Source organism: Pollutimonas harenae (genome assembly GCF_004153685.1).
Lineage (GTDB): Bacteria > Pseudomonadota > Gammaproteobacteria > Burkholderiales > Burkholderiaceae_B > Pusillimonas_C > Pusillimonas_C harenae.
Genome location: NZ_SDQD01000002.1, coordinates 359,003 through 377,709 on the forward strand (window position 1 = coordinate 359,003; position 18,707 = coordinate 377,709).

General features: G+C 57.6%; 19 protein-coding genes, 1 tRNA gene and 1 pseudogene. 8 read left to right on the forward strand and 13 right to left on the reverse strand.

Features of this window, described 5'->3' with window-relative positions; all coding sequences use genetic code 11:
• Nucleotides 1–5: 5 nt before the first annotated feature.
• The 5 genes and pseudogenes from ERD84_RS08515 to ERD84_RS08535 form a co-directional block, all read left to right on the forward strand.
• Nucleotides 6–548 (forward strand): TRAP transporter small permease, encoded by a 543-nt coding sequence (locus ERD84_RS08515; protein ID WP_130039203.1) that lies wholly within the window; start codon nucleotides 6–8, stop codon nucleotides 546–548.
• A gap of 14 nt (nucleotides 549–562) precedes the next feature.
• Nucleotides 563–1,846, forward strand: coding sequence for a TRAP transporter large permease (locus ERD84_RS08520; RefSeq protein ID WP_130039204.1), 1,284 nt, complete (start codon nucleotides 563–565; stop codon nucleotides 1,844–1,846).
• Between the two features lie 21 nt (nucleotides 1,847–1,867).
• On the forward strand, nucleotides 1,868–2,647 hold the full coding sequence (locus ERD84_RS08525) for an enoyl-CoA hydratase/isomerase family protein (RefSeq protein WP_130039205.1): 780 nt from the start codon (nucleotides 1,868–1,870) through the stop codon (nucleotides 2,645–2,647).
• 14 nt (nucleotides 2,648–2,661) lie between these two features.
• Nucleotides 2,662–3,870, forward strand: a complete 1,209-nt coding sequence (locus ERD84_RS08530) for a CaiB/BaiF CoA transferase family protein (protein WP_130039206.1) — start codon at nucleotides 2,662–2,664, stop codon at nucleotides 3,868–3,870.
• 130 nt (nucleotides 3,871–4,000) lie between these two features.
• Nucleotides 4,001–4,220: pseudogene (locus ERD84_RS08535) on the forward strand (zinc ribbon domain-containing protein YjdM); the annotation flags it as partial.
• A 357-nt stretch (nucleotides 4,221–4,577) separates the two neighbouring features.
• Here the strand turns inward: ERD84_RS08535 and ERD84_RS08540 are convergent.
• Nucleotides 4,578–4,653: transfer RNA gene (locus tag ERD84_RS08540), tRNA-Thr, on the reverse strand.
• A gap of 141 nt (nucleotides 4,654–4,794) precedes the next feature.
• Here ERD84_RS08540 and ERD84_RS08545 point away from each other — a divergent pair.
• A complete protein-coding gene (locus tag ERD84_RS08545; protein WP_130039207.1) occupies nucleotides 4,795–5,181 on the forward strand; it encodes an MAPEG family protein in 387 nt (128 codons plus the stop codon).
• On the opposite strand, the gene ERD84_RS08550 is transcribed toward ERD84_RS08545, so the two are convergent.
• From ERD84_RS08550 to ERD84_RS08600, 11 genes are all read right to left on the reverse strand, one after another.
• A complete protein-coding gene (locus tag ERD84_RS08550) occupies nucleotides 5,159–6,220 on the reverse strand; it encodes an AI-2E family transporter (protein ID WP_130039208.1) in 1,062 nt (353 codons plus the stop codon). The genes ERD84_RS08545 and ERD84_RS08550 overlap by 23 nt on opposite strands.
• Nucleotides 6,221–6,279: 59 nt before the next feature.
• On the reverse strand, nucleotides 6,280–7,473 hold the full coding sequence (locus ERD84_RS08555) for an AI-2E family transporter (RefSeq protein WP_130039209.1): 1,194 nt from the start codon (nucleotides 7,471–7,473) through the stop codon (nucleotides 6,280–6,282).
• Between the two features lie 84 nt (nucleotides 7,474–7,557).
• Nucleotides 7,558–8,199, reverse strand: coding sequence for a carbonic anhydrase (locus ERD84_RS08560; RefSeq protein ID WP_130039210.1), 642 nt, complete (start codon nucleotides 8,197–8,199; stop codon nucleotides 7,558–7,560).
• Between the two features lie 90 nt (nucleotides 8,200–8,289).
• A complete protein-coding gene (locus tag ERD84_RS08565; protein ID WP_130039211.1) occupies nucleotides 8,290–8,889 on the reverse strand; it encodes a Maf family protein in 600 nt (199 codons plus the stop codon).
• Nucleotides 8,890–8,900: 11 nt separating this feature from the next.
• Nucleotides 8,901–10,340, reverse strand: coding sequence for a pyruvate kinase (gene pyk, locus ERD84_RS08570; protein ID WP_130039212.1), 1,440 nt, complete (start codon nucleotides 10,338–10,340; stop codon nucleotides 8,901–8,903).
• Between the two features lie 12 nt (nucleotides 10,341–10,352).
• Nucleotides 10,353–10,823: a 23S rRNA (pseudouridine(1915)-N(3))-methyltransferase RlmH gene (rlmH, locus tag ERD84_RS08575; protein ID WP_130039213.1), complete on the reverse strand. Its 471-nt coding sequence runs from the start codon at nucleotides 10,821–10,823 to the stop codon at nucleotides 10,353–10,355.
• Nucleotides 10,824–10,838: 15 nt separating this feature from the next.
• Nucleotides 10,839–11,234, reverse strand: coding sequence for a ribosome silencing factor (rsfS, locus tag ERD84_RS08580; protein ID WP_130039214.1), 396 nt, complete (start codon nucleotides 11,232–11,234; stop codon nucleotides 10,839–10,841).
• Nucleotides 11,235–11,256: 22 nt separating this feature from the next.
• A complete protein-coding gene (gene nadD / locus ERD84_RS08585; protein ID WP_130039215.1) occupies nucleotides 11,257–11,859 on the reverse strand; it encodes a nicotinate (nicotinamide) nucleotide adenylyltransferase in 603 nt (200 codons plus the stop codon).
• Nucleotides 11,850–12,758 (reverse strand): oxygen-dependent coproporphyrinogen oxidase, encoded by a 909-nt coding sequence (hemF, locus tag ERD84_RS08590; RefSeq protein WP_130039216.1) that lies wholly within the window; start codon nucleotides 12,756–12,758, stop codon nucleotides 11,850–11,852. The genes nadD and hemF overlap by 10 nt, the downstream gene beginning before the upstream one ends.
• Nucleotides 12,755–14,041 carry a phosphoribosylamine--glycine ligase gene (gene purD, locus ERD84_RS08595; RefSeq protein WP_130039217.1) on the reverse strand — a complete coding sequence of 429 codons (1,287 nt, stop codon included), beginning with the start codon at nucleotides 14,039–14,041 and terminating at the stop codon, nucleotides 12,755–12,757. Before purD ends, hemF begins: the two co-directional genes overlap by 4 nt.
• A 40-nt stretch (nucleotides 14,042–14,081) precedes the next feature.
• Nucleotides 14,082–14,825 carry a YebC/PmpR family DNA-binding transcriptional regulator gene (locus ERD84_RS08600; protein WP_130039218.1) on the reverse strand — a complete coding sequence of 248 codons (744 nt, stop codon included), beginning with the start codon at nucleotides 14,823–14,825 and terminating at the stop codon, nucleotides 14,082–14,084.
• Nucleotides 14,826–14,944: 119 nt separating this feature from the next.
• On the opposite strand from ERD84_RS08600, the gene ERD84_RS08605 reads away from it, so the two are divergent.
• A complete protein-coding gene (locus tag ERD84_RS08605; RefSeq protein WP_130039219.1) occupies nucleotides 14,945–16,468 on the forward strand; it encodes a helicase HerA-like C-terminal domain-containing protein in 1,524 nt (507 codons plus the stop codon).
• Between the two features lie 77 nt (nucleotides 16,469–16,545).
• On the forward strand, nucleotides 16,546–17,613 hold the full coding sequence (locus tag ERD84_RS08610; RefSeq protein ID WP_130039220.1) for a tartrate dehydrogenase: 1,068 nt from the start codon (nucleotides 16,546–16,548) through the stop codon (nucleotides 17,611–17,613).
• Between the two features lie 163 nt (nucleotides 17,614–17,776).
• Here the strand turns inward: ERD84_RS08610 and ERD84_RS08615 are convergent, their stop codons facing one another.
• Nucleotides 17,777–18,643 carry a DMT family transporter gene (locus ERD84_RS08615; RefSeq protein ID WP_130039221.1) on the reverse strand — a complete coding sequence of 289 codons (867 nt, stop codon included), beginning with the start codon at nucleotides 18,641–18,643 and terminating at the stop codon, nucleotides 17,777–17,779.
• Between the last annotated feature and the right edge of the window lie 64 nt (nucleotides 18,644–18,707).

Below are 18,707 nucleotides of genomic sequence, written 5' to 3' on the forward strand. Positions count from 1 at the left end.
TCCTTATGGACGCAGTCACACCGGTACGACCCAGCAATCCCATGCATCGCTTTCGCCATGGTTACGGCAAGGTGCTGGAGTGGGTGGTGGGCACACTAATGATCATACTGGCCATCGAGGTGACGATAGGGGTCGTCTTTCGATGGTTAGGAAACTCATTGGTCTGGTATGACGAAACAGCATCCCTGCTGCTGGCGTGGCTGACCTTTTATGGGTCAGCCCTTGCATCAGTGCGCCGCGCCCACATCGGCTGCCCCGAGGTGGTGGAGTCTCTGGGCCCCCGGGGCCGACGCTATTTCAATATCGTTGCACAGTTGCTCGTTATTGCGTTCTTTGCCCTGCTGGGGTGGATGGGCCTGGAAATCATGCCCATCCTCGCGGGGGACACCTTGGTGAGCCTGCCGTGGGTGCCCGTCAATTTCGTGCATTCGGCCATTCCTATTTCGGCCGCGCTGATTCTGATCGCCGAGGTGATGCACCTCATCGACCTGATTCGGACACCGGATGATGAAAATACGGCGTCGGCCCTGTCCGATGGCCTGATCTGACCGGAGGAACTCTCATGATCATGCTAGGCTTGTTTGGCGCCGTACTGTTGCTGGTCCTTATCAATGTACCGATTGCCGTGTCGCTGGGTATTGTTGCAGTCGTTGCCATGGTGGCTAGCCAAGGCACGGATATCCTGCCCAATGTTGCGCTGGTGACCTTCAATGGTGCGACCAATTTCCCACTGCTCGCAATTCCGCTGTTCATCCTGGCTGGCGCCATCATGAACGCCTCGGGAATCTCGCACAGGCTCATTGCGTTCGCGTCCTCACTTTTTGGCTGGATACGGGGCGGATTGGCGCACGTGTCTATCGGCTCGTCATTATTCTTCGCCGAGATATCCGGCTCGGCAGTGGCCGATGTGGCTGCCCTGGGATCCATCCTCATCCCGGGGATGAAAGAGAAGGGCTATCCGGCGCCGATGGCAGCGGCCGTCATGTCTTCGGCTTCGACTCTGGCCATTATCATCCCGCCCTCCATTCCCATGATTCTGTATGCGGTGATGGCGGAAACCTCGGTGGTGCAGATGTTCGTGGCCGGCATTGTGCCGGGAATACTGGGCGGTGCAGGGTTGATGTGTGTCGCATCATTCCTTGCGCGTCGCTACAATCTGCCGCGCGACGAGGCATTCTCGATAAAGCGTGTGGCGCACACCGCACGCCAGGCGCTGTGGGCCTTCCTGCTGCCCATCATCATCCTGGGAGGCATCTTTGGCGGTGTGGTCACCGCCACCGAGGGCGCGGCGCTGGCGGTGGTGGCGGCTCTCGTTGTCGGCTTGTTCATCTACCGTCAACTCAACCTCAAGGAGCTAAAGAAAGCCATACTTGAGGGGGGCATACAGACTGCCATCGTTATGTTGCTGGTCGCTACCAGCGCCTTGCTGGGTACTTATCTGTCCGAGGTCCAGGCGCCCCAGGCGCTGGCCCAGGCGGTCAGTGATTTCACGTCCAGCAAATGGGTAGTGCTGGCGCTGCTCAATGTGCTGTTCTTGTTTCTGGGCATGTTCCTGCATTCGGCGGCGGCCATTATTCTGGTCATTCCCGTGGTGATGCCGCTGGTCCACCTGGTGGGCATAGACCCCATCCAGTTCGGGCTCATAGTGACGATCAACCTGGGTATCGGCCAGCAGACCCCGCCGGTTGCCAGCGTATTGATGGTGGCGTGCTCGATTGCCAAGTCCTCGGTGTGGGAAGTCACGCGGGTAAATCTCTGGTTTATCAGCATACTCGTCGCCGTGTTGCTGCTGGTGACGTATGTCCCGATCACCGGCTTGGCCCTGGTTGATGTCTTTTATCGTTGATGCGACCGTACAGGAGCTCACATGTCCGATCTGATACTGGTGCAACACAATGGCTCGATCGCCACTGTCGTGTTGAACCGTCCCGACAAGCTCAATGCCATGACGCGCCCCATGTGGCAGCAACTAGGCGAGGCGATTGAGCAGTTGTCCGCCGATGATGCGGTGCGCTGCATTATCGTGCGCGGCGCGGGTGAAAAATCATTTTCCCCTGGTAATGACATTTCCGAGTTCGAGACAGAGCGCTCCAACAAGGTGCAGGCCATTGAATATGGGCGTCTTATGCACAGTGCTGTACAAGCCTTGACGCAATGCAGGCATCCCTTGGTGGCGCAAATCCATGGGATCTGCGTAGGCGGAGGCCTGGAGATCGCCGCCCTTTGCGATATACGCATTTGTGGGGAGTCCAGCCGGTTCGGTGCGCCGATCAAAAACCTGGGGCTGGTGATGGCCTACCAGGAGCTGGAGTCCATCGTGCGGCTGACCGGGCCGGTTATTGCACTGGAGATCCTGCTCGAGGGCAGGATTTTCGGGGCGGCGGAGGCCAAGGAAAAAGGCCTGGTTACGCGTGTCGTCTCCGACAAGCAGGTTGCCGAGCAGGCACAGGCAGCGGCACGGCGCATTGCAGAAGGGGCGCCGCTGGTGGCACGCTGGCACAAGAAATTCGCCCGTCGCCTGGGCGACAGCACGCCGATCTCGGACGCCGAGCGCGAAGAGTGCTTTGATTGTTTCGATACCGAGGACTTTCGCATTGGTTATGCCGCGTTCCTCGCCAAGCAGACGCCCGCGTTTCGCGGGAAGTAATTCCAGGAGGCGTAATGGTTGATACACGAACCCACAGTGGACCGCTGGTTGGTGTGCGGGTACTGGAGCTGGCCCAGATCATGGCCGGGCCCACGTGCGGAATGATGCTGGCCGACATGGGCGCCGATGTTGTCAAGGTCGAGAAGCTGCCGGGTGGCGATGACTCACGCAGTTATAGCGAGCCTCGGGTGAACGGGGTGTCGGCGCCCTTCATGATTTTAAACCGCAACAAGCGGGGTATGGCGCTGAACCTGAAGCTGCCCCAGGGTCGAGATATCTTGCTGCGCATGGTGCGCGATGCCGACGTGTTGACCGAGAACTATCGACGCGGCACGCTGGAAAAGCTCGGTCTGGGCTACGATGTCTTGTCAAAGGTCAACCCGGGTCTGATCTATTGCGCGGTGTCTGGCTATGGGCGCGACGGCCCCTATGGCGATAAAGCCGGCTTCGATCTCATTGCCCAGGGTTTCTCTGGCTTGATGTCTATTACCGGCGAACCAGGGCGCCCGCCGATGAAGACGGGTAATTCAATTGCCGACATTAATGCCGGAATCCTTGCTGCGGCAGGTATCATGGCCGCCTATATCCATAAACTCAAGACCGGCCAGGGTCAGGTGGTCGATACCTCGCTGATGGAGGCTGCGATTCAACAGACTTACTGGCATGCGGCCTCGTACTTTGCCACCGGCGAGTCCGTGGGGCCTACGGGTTCTGCCCATTTATTGACCGCTCCTTATCAGGCCTTTCGCACACGCGATAGCTGGATCAACATCGGCGGAGCGAATCAGGCAAACTGGGAACGCATTGCCGAGGTCATGGGCCATCCCGAATGGCTTGAGGATGCCCGCTTTGACACCAATAGCGACCGGATGGCCAATCTGGAGGCTCTGGTTGCGCTGATGGACGCAGTCTTGCAAGAACAAGATACTGCGTACTGGATCGGGGCGTTTGACGCGGCAGGCGTGCCGGCGGGGCCGGTACACACCATTGGCCAGGCGCTCTCGCACCCCCAGACGTTGGCGCGCAATATGGTGATCGACCTTGATCACGTGCAGGCAGGTCCGACCAAGGCTCTGGGGTGTCCAATTCATTTCTCTCGGACGCCGACCCAGGTGCGTCGACCTGCACCCGTATTAGGGCAACATACCCGTGAGCTATTGCGCGAGGCCGGTTATGCCGATACCGACATCGACGGCTTTGTTGACCAGGGTGTAGTGGCATAAGATCGCGGTGCCTCGTCGCGCTGGAATACGAATGCCGCACCGTATCGATATCAACGGACAAAAATGGTATGGTCTCAATCCTGAGTTTATATTGCAGGCGCCATGGTGCCTGGGACAACATGGATCAAAGATGAGTACATTGCCGCCCCTGTCCCGAATGCCAGTCTGCATATACCTACGAAGATGGCGACTTGCTGGTCTGTCCGGAATGCGCGCACGAATGGTCTGCACAGGTGGTTGCCACAGCTGAAGAGGCCGGTAAAGTTTACCGCGACGCGGTCGGGAATGTCTTGCAGGATGGCGATGTCGTTACCGTGATCAAAGACCTGAAGCTCAAAGGATCGGGGGGGGCGTCAAGATCGGTAGGCATCTGGCATGAGCTCTGAAAACTATTCCTGGAATTCCAGGAACTTGTAGAGCCATCTTGAATTATTCATATGTGACCGCAGTGGCCTGCTGTCCGAAGTGAGGGAATGACCTGCCTGCTCTAAGCGAAGGTGGTCTCAGTATAAGCGGTCAGTAGTTTCGTTATGGTGATGATGGCAGTAGTTGGGGCGACCGCTCCATACACGGCAGCTACAGCACGCACTTCTGTGAATGGCTTGAATACTGCCTCGTAGTTGCTACCTATATGCTACCTAGGAAAATTTCAGTCAAAATCAACAGGCAAAAAAATACCCCAAATCATTGATTGATAAGGGGAATCTTGGTGCCGATGAGAGGAGTCGAACCCCCGACCTTCTCATTACGAATGAGCTGCTCTACCAACTGAGCTACATCGGCTTTTTATTGGTCTACCGGCCAAAACGGCGCAGTGCCAAAAACGGAAAGACTGTTTCCGTCAAGCCCGCTATTATACATATTTTGCTTTGAATGGTATGCGCAAGGCGGCGCAGGCCACCTCTTCTGTAGTGGGGTGTATCTATGAGTACGATTGCGTGGCTTTTATTGATTGCAGCCCTGCTGCCTATTATTGCTGCCGCAGCATCCAAGGCCGGTGGCAAAGCATACAATAACAATGATCCTCGGTTGTGGCTGGCACGACAACAAGGGTGGCGGGCAAGGGCTAATTCGGCGCAGGAAAATCTGTTCGAGGGTCTGCCATTCTTTTATGTGGCGGTCTTGTTTGCTTTGTACAGTCAGGCCGAGCAGGGTTGGCTGGCCAGCATGATGATGACCTGGCTGGCCTTAAGAATGGCTTACCTAGCGATGTACATAGCCGGCTACGGTACCATGCGCAGCATTGTCTGGGGGCTGGCCTTTGCGGTGAATGTCATCATCTTGTTGTTCAGTCTTCCTGGTTCAGCTTGATGGCCGACGGGAACAAGTCCCAACATGCGATGAACAGGGCGGCAAACAGAGGGCCGATAACAAAGCCATTCAGGCCAAATACGGCCAGGCCACCCAGCGTTGAAACCAAAATTACGTAGTCAGGAATCTTGGTGTCTTTGCCTACCAGCAAAGGGCGCAGGATATTGTCGACCAGGCCTATGACAAGCACGCCAAACAAGACCAGGGTGATGCCTTCCCACATGGCGCCAGTTACCAGGAAGTAGACAGCAACGGGCACCCAGATAATGGCGGCTCCGACGGCCGGCAACAGCGATAGGAAAGCCATCAGCACTCCCCACAGCAAGGCGCCTTCTATGCCCAGAAACCAGAACATCATGCCGCCCAGCGTGCCTTGCGTGGCCGCGACCACAATATTGCCCTTGACGGTGGCGCGCACCACGGTGGCGAATTTGCGGAACAGGTGCTGCTTGTGGCCTTCGCTAAGGGGGATCAGGCTTTTGCTGTGGCGGGCCAGATTGCTGCCGTCGCGCAGCAGGAAGAACAGCAAATACAGCATGACGCCCATGCCGATCAAGAATTGAAACGTGTTTTGGCCTACGTTGACCGCCTGAGACGCCAGGTATTTGCTGCCTTGCAAGGCCATGGTCGACAGTTTTTCACGAAGACTGAATACGTCGCCTACGCCAAAGCGCAGCAATATATCGTGCACGGACTTGGGCAAGGCATTCATGATTTGTTCGAAGTAGGCGCCCAGATTGAACTCGCCCGAGCTGATGCGCTGGTAGACTTCTGCTCCTTCGCGTAACAACGATGCTGTGATCAATATGAGCGGAATAATGACGATCAGAATAATGATCAGCAGGGTTGTTAGTGCGGCCAGATTGCGCCGGCCATGCATTTTGTCCAGCAGGCTGCGGTTCAAGGGCATGAAAATAAGGGCCAGGATCGCGCCCCAGAAGATAGCCCCGTAGTAGGGCAGCAGTATCCAGATGAATGCTACGCTGACTGCAGCCAGCAGCAGCAGGAAGGAGCGGAAATATAGATTGGAATTGTCCATCCAGTACTCAAGATGTGGGGCGCCAGGCGCAAGGTACCCATTCTATGCGAAAAAGTCGCTTAGTCACCAAGCAGTTCGGCTATGGGTTCCAAGTCTTCTATATGCTGTGACACCACTTTTATAACCATAACGATGGGTACGCACAACAACATACCCCATACACCCCACAGCCAGGTGCCAAATAAGAGGGCGACGAAAACGGCTGCAGGATTCATTTTGGCAATGCGCCCGGTCACCCAGGTAGCAACCAGCATGCCGACAAAGCTGGCGATACCCAGTGCAATCGCGGCCACCAGCAGCATCATGGAAAAGGAGTCGAACTGCATGAATGCTGCAAACCCTGTGGCTGCGGCAGCCAGCAGCGAGCCAAAATAAGGGATGATATGCAGCAGAGCGCCGGCAACGGCCCAGGCACCCGGGTTTTCAAGACCGATAAGATGCCAGACGGCCCAGCTGATCAGGCCCAGCAAGACGTTGGTGACGAGTAGCATCAGCATGTATTTCTGGACTGAGCTGTTGATATCGTCCAGGATTTGCACGGTGATTTTCTTGCGCGATAGCGATGGCCCGGTCAGCTTGACCAACTTGCGCTTGAATGTATTGCCCGACAGTAGCGCAAAGAATGACAGTAAGAGCACCATGCTCATTTGGCCCAGAAAAGCTGCAGCGCTTAGCGATCCCGTCCATAGCCAGTCGTTCAAGTTGATAGCGGGTACGGAGGGTACAGTAGGGGCCGCTGGCATTTTGCCGGCAGTTTGCGAGTCAGGTGCTGCCGGAATGGCAGCTTCTTTGAGTGTGTTGGCCGCGCTCCTGAGTTTGTCCAGGGTACCCAGCTCACCATTGTTTATGCGTTTGAAGGCGTTGGCCAGTTTGTAGGTGGCGGTAGGCAGCTCGTCCATAATGGCGTCTGCCTCGTTGTAGACCGAAACGGCCACCATGGCGCTGGACCCGAGCAGCGCCAGCATGACCAGGCTGGTGGCCATGATACGCGGCAAGCGCAGGCGCTCCAGCCAACTTACCAAGGGGTTCAATGTAAAGGCAATCAGTATGCCCAGCACCAGCGGTATGAAAAAGCCCTTGGCCCATTGCAAGGTAAAAACCAGGGCGATGGTTGCCAATATGGTCAAAGGCAAGCCACCTACAGATGTTCGGCTGGAAAGCTCGGGTACGATGTCGCTTAGCGGAACCGGGTCCGGCTGATCAGGATTCTGTTCAGCTTCGTCTGTGTTCGTGCTGACTGCAGCTGGTTTCATCGGATCCATCCACACCTTGTATTGTTGGAATACTTATTAGCTGCCGAATTGTCGCCGTGAACAGCTGAGTCAGTGTAGCCGAGGCTAGCAGTCTTCTGTGTAGGGGGCAAAGCGGCCTGTTTCGGGGTCGCGGATAAACAGCACACCGGTACCTACGCCAAAGTAGGCACCATGCAAGGTCAGTGTGCCCGCTTCCACGTCCTCACGCACTGCAGGAAAAGTCATTAGATTTTCCAGGCTGTACTCGACGACCGCCCACTCCAGTTTTTGTATCCAGCCTTGGCGATCATCGGTGGGCGGGCCGATGCGCTCGGCAACTGGTGCGATTTGCGACATCCACTTGCCGATGAAATCGCGCTTGGACAAGGGCGCAGCATTGTTGGCAAAGGCGGCAACGCCGCCGCAACTGGCATGGCCTAGCACTACGATATGCTTAACCTTCAAGGCGTTTACACCGAACTCAATGGCGGCGCTGGTGCCGTGGAATGATGTTTCAACGTCGGTTTCGCAAGGGGGGACAAGGTTGGCAATATTGCGGACCACAAATATTTCGCCGGGGCCTGCATCAAAAATGGTTTCAGGTGCTACGCGCGAATCCCCACAGCCTATGACCATGATTTCAGGGTGTTGTCCGGAAGCGGACAGTTCTTCGTAGCGTGCGCGTTCGCGGGCAAGCCTGCCATTTAAAAATGACTGGTAACCAGAAGTCAGCCTGGATGGAAACACGTGCATTCCTTTTGTTATTTGAGACGGAAGCATTTTACTCTTGCAGCGGCTACGCTGCCGGGACGCGTGCCGCTATCTGCTGGATAGCCCCTAAGAATTTACTGCGGCCAGCAGTTTTCCGGTTTCGAAAACCGGTAGTCCCATCACGCCGGTATAGCTGCCGGCAATATGCTCTACAAAGAATCCGGCCCTGCCCTGTATGCCGTAGGCGCCGGCCTTGCCCATGGGCTCGCCGCTAGCGCAATAAGCCTCGATTTCGGCGTCTGTCAGTGGTTTGAATCGCACCTCGGTGATTGATAGCGCTTCATGCAGTGTGCCCGCATATGCCATCACGACAGCGGTATGCACGGCATGGTTGCGCCCCGATAGCTTGCCCAAAATGCGGCGGGCATCTTTGAGATCGGCTGGTTTGCCCAGGACGTCATCATCCAGGATGACGGTGGTGTCGGCCGACAGAACAGGCCGGTTGCGATCCATGGCGGTTTGTGTCTCGAGCCATCGCACGGCCTGTTCAGCTTTTTCCCTTGCTGTGCGCTTTACGTAATCTTGCGGTGCTTCGTTGGCCAGACGTGGCTCGTCTTCGCCGGGTGGGGCGGGTACATGCAGTACTTCGTGCACCACACCCATTTGCAGCAGTATCTCGTGGCGGCGCGGGCTGGCTGAGGCCAGGTAGATAAAGGGAAAGTTCATACCGCAATAGCCTATTTCACCTTCAATATCTTCATGCCATTGGTCCCGCCACTATTGCTGTAGAAGTCACCCTTGGTCAGTATGATCCAGTCGCCTTTCTTGAGCAAATTTCGTTCCTTCAGCTTGCTTATGGCCTGGTCGCTGACCTGTGCGGGATCTATGCCCGCGGCATCGAAGGGTATGGTATACACGCCGCGGAACATAGCCGCGCGTCGCTGTGTACGGGGGTGGCGGGTGTAGCAGTATATGGGTACGCCCGAACGTATGCGCGACATAATCAATGGTGTGTGCCCGCTTTCGGTCAGGCTGATAATAGCCTTGACGCCCGGAAAGTGGTTGGCGGCGTACATGGTGGCCAGGGCTATGGTTTCGTCGCAGCGGGTAAAGGTTTCACCCAGGCGGTGTTGCGATCGCGTGGTGGTGGGTTCTTGTTCAGCGCCCAGGCAAACACGGGCCATGGCCTCTACGGCTTCCACCGGGTACTGGCCCGAGGCGCTTTCGGCCGACAGCATGACTGCGTCGGTGTAGTCGAGCACAGCGTTGGCCACGTCCGACACCTCGGCTCGGGTGGGCAAGGGGCTGCTGATCATGGATTCCATCATCTGCGTGGCGGTAATGACCAGCTTGTTGTGGGTACGGGCATGCTGGATGATGCGTTTTTGTATGCCGACCAAGCGGGCATCGCCCACCTCGACACCCAGGTCGCCGCGGGCGACCATGACGCCGTCGCTGACCTTGATGATGGCGTCCAGCGCCCGGTCATCGGCTACGGCTTCGGCGCGTTCTATCTTGGCAATAATCCAGGCTTTGCTGCCGGCTGCTTGAACCAGCTTGCGTGCTTCCTGGATGTCGCTGCCATAGCGTGGAAACGAAACAGCCACGAAGTCCATCTCGAGCTTCGCAGCCAGCATGATGTCTTCACGGTCTTTGTCGGTCAGGCTGGGTGCTGAAATGCCGCCGCCGCGTCGATTGATGCCTTTGTTGTTGGATAAAGGCCCGCCCACGGTCACAATGGTGTGTACCTCGTGTTCTTCAACGTGGTCTACTTGCAGTACAACGCGGCCATCATCCAGCAGCAGTTCGTCGCCCCGATGGCAATCTTGCACCAGGCTGGGATAGTCGATACCGACGATGCTTTCGTCGCCGGCTTCGGAGGGGTGGGTTTTGGACAGAATAAAAGGCTGCCCTGCTTGCAAGACGACTTTGTCGTGGGTGAAGCGGGCGATGCGGATTTTGGGACCTTGCAGGTCTCCCATAATCGCTACATATTTGCCATGCTTCTCGGATAATGATCGGACCAGTTCAGCACGCTGGCGGTGATCGTCGGCCTTGCCATGTGAAAAATTCAGGCGCGCTACATCCATGCCGGCCAGGATGAGTTGCTCGATTTTTTCGGGGCTGGAGCTGGCGGGTCCTAGTGTGGCAACAATTTTGGTTCGACGTATGCTCATGTGCTTTCTCTTTCAGGCCCGATGATAAGGGTGGCCTGTCATGATAGCCCAAGCCCTATATAGTTGTTCGGCCAGCACCACGCGCACCATGGGGTGAGGCAGTGTCAGCGACGAAAGCCGCAGTTTGCCGTGACAGGATTGCTTGAGGGCAGGGTCCAGCCCGTCGGGGCCGCCCACAAGAAATACCACGTCGTGTCCGTCGCCTCGCCATTTTTCCAGCTCTGTGGCGAGGCCCATGGTGCTGATGTCCTTGCCGCGCTCGTCGAGCGCGATGCGCAGGGCATGGCTGGGCAGGGCGGCCTCGATGCGCTTGGCTTCGGCCTGCATCATCTGTGCGGGTGTCTTGCCCGAGGTGCGGGGTTCGGGCTTGATTTCTTTCAGTTCCAGCGAGCAATCGGCGGGCAGCCGCTTGGCATAGTCGCGCCAGGCCGTTTCCACCCAATCCGGCATGCGCAGGCCAACGGCAACAACGATGAGCTTCATGGGCCAGGCCTGCTATCAGTCGTCGTCGAAGTCGTAGGACTCGGGCATGCTGGGCTGGGTCGATTGCGGCAACAACTTGACGCGCACGGGCTTGCCACCCCAGATTTCTTCCAGGTTGTAATACTGGCGCACCATGGGCTGCATGCAGTGCACGACGATATCGCCCAGGTCTATCAGCACCCATTCGCCGGTGTCATCGCCTTCGTAGGCGATGATGGGTACTTTTTGCTTACGCGCGGCATCGGCCACGCTGGACGCAATGGCACGGGTTTGCCGGTTTGAGGTGCCGCTGGCAATGACCACGCGGTCAAACAGACCGGTAATGTGCGTGGTGTTGAAGACTTTGATGTCTTGCGCCTTGACGTCTTCAAGAGCGTCTATGACCAAGCGTTGTAGTTTTTGAATATCCATGGTGTGACTATACCGTGAGACTTTAGGCGGAAGGGGCTTGATACAGCCCTTTTTGTTGAATGTATTGCTCGACAGCAACATCGAGCATGCCGGTGGTTGATTCGCCCGCAGCCAGGCGCTGCCGAATCTCGGTGGCTGATATCGGTGTGGGTTCGAACGGCAGAGGGATCAGGCTGCGCCCCAAGACATGCAGGTGCGTGGTCAGGGCGGCAGGCGCCTGCAGTATGGCACCGGGCCGCTGGGCAACCGCCAGGTGTGCCAGACGACTGATGTCTTCCCACGACTCCCAGGTACAGAAATTTTCCAGCTGATCGGCGCCCAGTATCCAGTAGTACTCGGGGCCGGCCGGTAACTGACGCAGCGTGGTGATGGTGTAGCTGGGGCCACCCCGGTCGATTTCGATGGTGTTGATGCGCAGATGGGAATACTTGCGTATAGCGATATCGAGCATGGCGAGCCGCTGGCTGGCGCTGGCGGCCAGCGGCTCGCGCTGCCAGGGGTTGGCGGCCGGTATCAGCTGTACATGGTCCAGTCCCAAAGCCTGCCAGGCTGTGACTGCCAGGCCGACATGGGCCAGGTGTATGGGGTCGAAACTACCGCCAAGCAGGCCGATCTTTACAGCCATGTGCGTGGTTTCAGGAAGTCGGGCAGAGCTGCTTCGGGCGTGTCTGGCTCAGGTGTCCAGTTATAGCGCCAGTTGGCGTTTGGAGGCATGGACAGCAGGATGGACTCGGTACGGCCGCCTGACTGCAGGCCAAACAGAGTGCCGCGGTCGAAAACCAGATTGAATTCTACGTAGCGGCCTCGACGGTAAGCCTGGAAGTCGCGCTGTGTATCGGTATAGGCCATGACGCGGCGCTTTTCGACGATGGGCATGTAGGCATCCAGGAAACAGTCGCCTACCGCGCGTGTCAGGGCGAAGCTATGGTCAAAGCTTTGCTCATTCAGGTCATCAAAAAACAGGCCACCCACACCGCGGGTTTCGTCGCGATGCTTGAGGTAGAAATATTCGTCGCACCATTTCTTGTAGGCCGGGTATTTGTCGGCTCCGAAAGGTGCCACGGCGTCGTGGCAGACCTGGTGGAAGTGGCGGGCGTCTTCTTCGTAGGCGTAATAAGGCGTCAGGTCGAGGCCACCGCCAAACCAGAACACGTCGTCGTCACCGCTGCCGGGCGTAGCGTGGGCGACAAACAGACGCACGTTCATATGGGTGGTCGGAATATATGGGTTGCGCGGATGCAGCACCATGGACACACCCATGGCTTCCCAGGGCCGGCCCGCCAGCTCTTTGCGGTGCGCGCTGGCCGAGGGCGGCAAGGTCTTGCCTTGCACATGGCTGAACAGCACACCTGCGCGTTCGAGTAGCTGGCCGCCTTCCAGGTAACGTGAAATGCCGCCACCGCCCTCGTCGCGTTGCCACTGATCGGTTTGGAAGCTTGTGCCACCGGCCTCTTCGAGAGAGGCGACGATGCGTGCCTGCAAGTCCAGGAAGTAGTCGTAAGCGGTGGAAATGGGTACCGTCATGCCGAGCCTTTGGGTAGGGCGCGCCAGCCTATATCACGGCGGTATTGCTGACCGTCGAAGTGGGTTTGAGCCACAGCGGCGTAGGCGGTAGCCTGGGCGCGCTTGACCGAGTCACCCAGTGCGGTGACGCACAATACACGTCCGCCTGATGTTTTCAGTTCGGTGCCATCGAGGCGGGTGCCTGCGTGAAATATCACGCATTCGTCGGTATCGTCGGGGATTCTGATGGCATCGCCCGTGCGGGGCGTAGCCGGATAGTCTTGGGCAGCCATGACCACACCTAGCGCGGTGCGACGGTCCCACTCGATGCTGGCCTCGTCCAGGCGGCCATTGACGGCCAGCTCAAAGACTTCGGTCAGGTCGTTTTTGATACGCATCATGATGGGTTGGGTTTCAGGGTCGCCCATGCGGCAATTGAACTCCAGGACCTTGAGTGAGCGCGTGGCATCAGGGCCTGGCCCTATCATCAGGCCGGCGTAAAGAAAGCCGGTATAAGGCAGGCCGTCTTTGGCCATGCCCGCCAGAGTAGGGTTGATGACCTCACGCATAATGCGATTGTGCAGGGCAGGGGTGATGACCGGCGCAGGCGAATAAGCCCCCATGCCGCCCGTATTGGGCCCCTGGTCCTCGTCTTTCAGGCGTTTGTGATCCTGGCTGGTGGCCAGTGCCAGTACATGCTGGCCGTCGCTCATGACGATGAAGCTGGCTTCTTCGCCCATCAGGCACTCTTCGACCACCACCCGCGCACCGGCTGCACCGAAGGAGCCGTCGCCGAGCATCATGTCGATGGCTTCATGCGCCTGCACCAGATCGGTTGCCACAACGACGCCTTTGCCCGCTGCCAGCCCGTCGGCCTTCACCACAATGGGCGCGCCTTTCTGAGTGATATAGGTCTTGGCCTGTTCGGGGTCGGTAAAGGTTTGATAGGCAGCCGTGGGAATGCGATGCCGCACCATGAAGGCCTTGGCGTAATCCTTGGAGCTTTCAAGCTGCGCGGCTGCTTTGTTTGGGCCGAAAATCTTCAGCCCGGCGCTGTGGAAGGCATCGACCATGCCGGCTGCCAAGGGGGCTTCAGGGCCCACCACGGTATAAGCGATTTTTTCTTGCTTGGCGAAGGCAATGAGCTCTTCAGTGGAGCTGATGGCCAGGTTCTGCATGTTATCGGCCAGGGCGGTACCGCCATTGCCCGGTGCAAGATATACCGTTTGTATGCGTGGAGATTGCGCCAGGCGCCAGGCCAGTGCGTGTTCCCGGCCACCGCCGCCGATTACGAGTAGTTTCATGTTGTGGGTGCTTGAACGCTCAGGTGAATATAAAAAATGGCTACTCGTCGATGTCGTTGGACTCGTCGAAGGTGGCTGTGGCATAGACTTCCTGGACGTCGTCCAGGCTTTCGAGCATGTCGAGCATTTTCTGCATTTTGACCGCGTCGTCGCCAGCGAGCTCGGTTTCGTTCAGGGCCTTCATGACGACACCTTGCACCTCGGGTGTGAGTGTGGCCTGTTCGAAAGCGGTCTTGACGGCGGCGTAGTCGGCGGGGGAGGTGATGACTTCGATCATGCCTTCCTCGTCGGTCTGGATGTCTTCGGCGCCGGCTTCCAGGGCGGCTTCCATGACGGCTTCTTCAGAAGTGCCAGGCGCAAACAGGAACTGGCCGCAGTGCTGGAACATGAAGGCTACAGAGCCTTCTTGCCCCAGATTTCCGCCGTGCTTGCTGAAGGCGTGGCGTACTTCGGCCACGGTGCGCATGCGGTTGTCGGTCATGCAGTCGACGATAACGGCTGCACCGCCCACGCCATAGCCTTCGTAGCGGATTTCTTCGTAGTTGGCACCGTCGGCTGCGCCCGCGCCGCGCTGTGTGGCGCGCTGGATGTTGTCTTTGGGCATATTGGCTGCGGTTGCCTTGTCCCAGGCCATCCGCAGGCGCGGGTTGGTGTCGGGGTCGGCGCCGCCGGCACGTGCCGCAACGGTGATTTCACGAATGATTTTTGTCCAGAGCTTGCCTCGCTTGGCATCTTGGCGACCTTTACGGTGCTGGATATTCGCCCATTTACTATGACCGGCCATAACTGTATTGAATAATTCCGAGTAAAGAAGGTAATTCCTTCTATTTTAACGCGTGCAGTCAGGAAGGCATCGAATTACACTTGGGCTTCTCTTCTTTAGCTACTTGCGGAATGATAAAAATGGCCGAACCCATCGTTATTGCAAAAAATAAACAGGTACAGACCAGCTTATTGCCTCAGCTTGCCAACCGGCACGGTTGTATCACGGGGGCCACGGGTACGGGCAAAACCGTGACCTTGCAGGTGCTGGCCGAATCGTTCTCACGCATGGGCACGCCCGTATTCATGGCCGACGTCAAGGGCGACCTGAGCGGCATTTCGCAGGCGGCTGCACCAAGTCCCAAGCTACAAGAGCGTTTGAGCAACCTGGGTCTGCCCGAGCCGGTGTGGGGTGGCAGCCCTGTGGTGTTTTGGGATATTTTCGGCGAGCAAGGGCATCCGGTGCGTGCCACGGTGTCGGATATGGGTCCTTTGCTGTTGGCTCGCATGCTGGAATTGAACGATACGCAGGAAGGCGTGCTTAGCCTGGTGTTCAAGGTGGCCGACGACGAAGGCCAGCTCTTGCTCGACCTGAAAGACTTGCGTGCCATGCTGCAGAACGTGGCTGACCGTTCGGCCGAGCTGCGTACGCGCTATGGCAATGTGTCTTCGGCGTCCATAGGTGCCATACAGCGCAGCTTGCTGCGCCTGGAGTCGCAAGGGGCCGACCAGTTCTTTGGCGAGCCCATGCTCGATATCTTCGACTGGATTCGCACCAATGACAAAGGGCAAGGTATCGTCAATATTCTGGCGGCCGACAAACTCATGCAGGCGCCGCGTCTGTATGCCGTCTTCCTGCTGTGGATGCTGGCCGACCTGTACGAAGGCCTGCCCGAAGTGGGCGACCCGGAAAAACCCAAATTTGTTTTCTTTTTCGACGAAGCGCATTTGCTGTTCAACGATGCGCCCAAGGCGCTGCTCGAAAAGATCGAGCAGGTGGTCAGGTTGGTGCGGTCCAAAGGGGTAGGTGTTTATTTCGTTACCCAGAACCCGCTGGACATTCCTGATACCGTGCTGGGTCAGTTGGGCAATCGTGTTCAGCACGCCTTGCGTGCCTTTACGCCTCGCGACCAGAAGGCCGTCAAGACAGCGGCTGAAACCATGCGGCCCAATCCCGGCCTGGACATCGAGGCCGCCATTACTGAACTGGGCGTAGGCGAGGCGCTGGTTTCCCTGCTCGATGCCAAGGGCCGGCCTACCGTTACCGAGCGAGTCTGGATGATGGCGCCAGGCAGCCGCATCGGGCCCGCCACCGAGGCCGAGCGCCAGGCGATACGTTCGGCGTCTTTGCTTGGCGGCAAATACGACAAGACCATTGATCGCGAATCCGCCTACGAGGTATTGGAAAAACGTGCTGGCGGGGCAGTGGCTGAAAGCGCCGAGGCCGGCGAGGCTGCTGTGAACACAGAAAAGGCCAAGCCCACCACTACCGAAGAAGACTCAGGCCTCATGGGCGAAGTCACCGACTTCCTGTTCGGTTCGACCGGACCACGCGGAGGCCGGCGCGAAGGGGTGGTACAGTCCGCAGTGAGAAGCGCGGTGCGTAGCACGGCTACCAAGTTGTTGCGCGGCGTCCTGGGGTCTTTGATAAACACGCGTCGTTAAACGTTGGTCGTGCTTAATATTGAATCATTGAATCGAACAAACTTTGAATAACTTAATGTCAGGAAACAGGAGAACTCATGTCCGAAGTTCATAAAATTGCAGTCATCGCGGGTGATGGCATTGGTAAGGAGGTCATGCCCGAGGGGCTGCGAGTGCTTGATGCCGTGTCGGCGCGTCATGGCATCAAGTTTGAGTTTGATGAGCTGGACTGGAGCTCTGACCACTACGCCAAGCATGGCCGCATGATGCCCGAAGACTGGAAAGACCGCATAGGCGGGCATGAGGCCATTTTCTTTGGTGCCATGGGTTGGCCCGATATCGCTCCCGACCACGTCGTGTTGTGGGAATCGTTGTTCAAGTTCCGCCGCGAATTCGATCAATACATCAACCTGCGTCCGGTACGCTTGATGCCCGGCGTGAAAAGCCCGCTGGCCGATCGCAAGCCCGGTGACATCGACTTCTTCATTGTTCGCGAAAATACCGAAGGCGAGTATTCCAACAGCGGCGGTATTCTGTTCGAGGGTACCCAGCGCGAAGTCGTCATCCAGGAAAGCGTCTATACGCGTGTCGGTGCCGAGCGTGTCCTTAAGTTTGCCTACGAGCTGGCGCAAAAGCGCGGCAAGCACCTGACGGCCGCCACCAAGTCCAACGGTATTTCCATTTCCATGCCCTGGTGGGATGAACGGGTGGCCGAGATTGGCCAGCAGTATCCCGATGTGCGCTGGGACAAATTCCATATCGATATTCTGTGCGCGCACTTTGTGCAGCGTCCCGATTTCTTCGACGTGGTTGTGGCCTCCAACCTGTTCGGTGACATCTTGTCTGATCTCGGCCCGGCTTGCACCGGCACCATAGGCATTGCCCCATCGGCCAACCTGAACCCAGAGCGCAAGTTCCCGTCGCTATTCGAGCCGGTGCACGGTTCGGCCCCCGATATCGCGGGCAAAGGCATCGCCAACCCTATCGGCCAGATATGGAGTGGCGCGCTGATGCTCGACTTCCTGGGTTACGAGCAAGCGTCTGCCGAGGTCGTCAAAGCCATCGAGCTAGTACTGGAGCATGGCCCACGTACACGCGATATGGGCGGTACTGCCAGCACCCAGGAAGTCGGCCAGGCCGTGGCGGATCAGGTGGCGAAAGGGTAATGGCTTGTCTGTTGTCGCTATTGACAACATGAAGGCTGAGCTCATTCACGATTTTAAGAACGTGACGCCAGATGGCGGGATTATCCAGATAGTCGTCTGGAGGGTGCCTGGGCTTGCTGGAGCGATCTGAGTTAGGTGCGCTGCAGATGTTGCACCAGCCGGCTTAGGCCGGCTTTTTGTCGGCCTTGCGCAGGCCCGCCCACACGATGGCGCCGACCATCAAGATACCGCCCAGTACGGCGCGCGTGCTGGGGTACTGGGCAAACAAAACAGCTGCGAAAGCGATGGCATAGACGGGCTCCAGCGCAATCACAATGCCGGCGCTGCGCGCATTCAAGACCACCAGACTGGATACCAGCAGGAAATGCGAGAGGGCCGTACACATCACACCCAGCAAGGCCAGCCAGACCCAGTCCATGGCGCCCAGCTGGCTGATGGCGGGTATGGAAAAAGGCAGGGTCAGCAAGGCTACAAACAGGTTCTCCCAGCAGGCGACCTGTTGTGCGGGAAGATGGGTGGCTGCGCGTCGGTTGATCAGTGTGAACAGGGCAAATGAAAAGCCCGATAGTACGGCCCACAGCAGACCGATGGTGGCGTCGTCCTGAAAGTTGAAGGAAGGCGTGACCAGTACCAGCCCCAGTGTGACCAGCAGCAGAATCAGCCATTCGCTGACGCTAATTCTTTCCTTGAGGAAAAAATACTCGCCCAAAGTAATAAAGGCGGGAAAGCTGGCAAAGCCCAGCGTGGCAATCGCCACGCCGCTGATTTTGACGGCAATGAAAAATGTTACCCAGTGGACAGCCAGCATGGCACCGGCAATGGCCAGGATGGTCAGGTCCTTCGGTTTGATGCCGCGTACGGGTGATGCACCCTGATAGCGAATGAAGGCGAGCAGCGCAAGGACGGCAAAGCTTGCCCGGCCGGCGGTGATGACCATGGCATCGGCCTGGATCAGTTCGCCGAAGATGCCGGTCAGCCCAAACAACACGGCGGCGATATGAATCGCAAAAAGAGCACGCTGTCGATTCATAAATTACGATACAGGAAGGCGATTAAGATTTAAACTAGGCGCTGTCGAGCAAGCATCACAATTT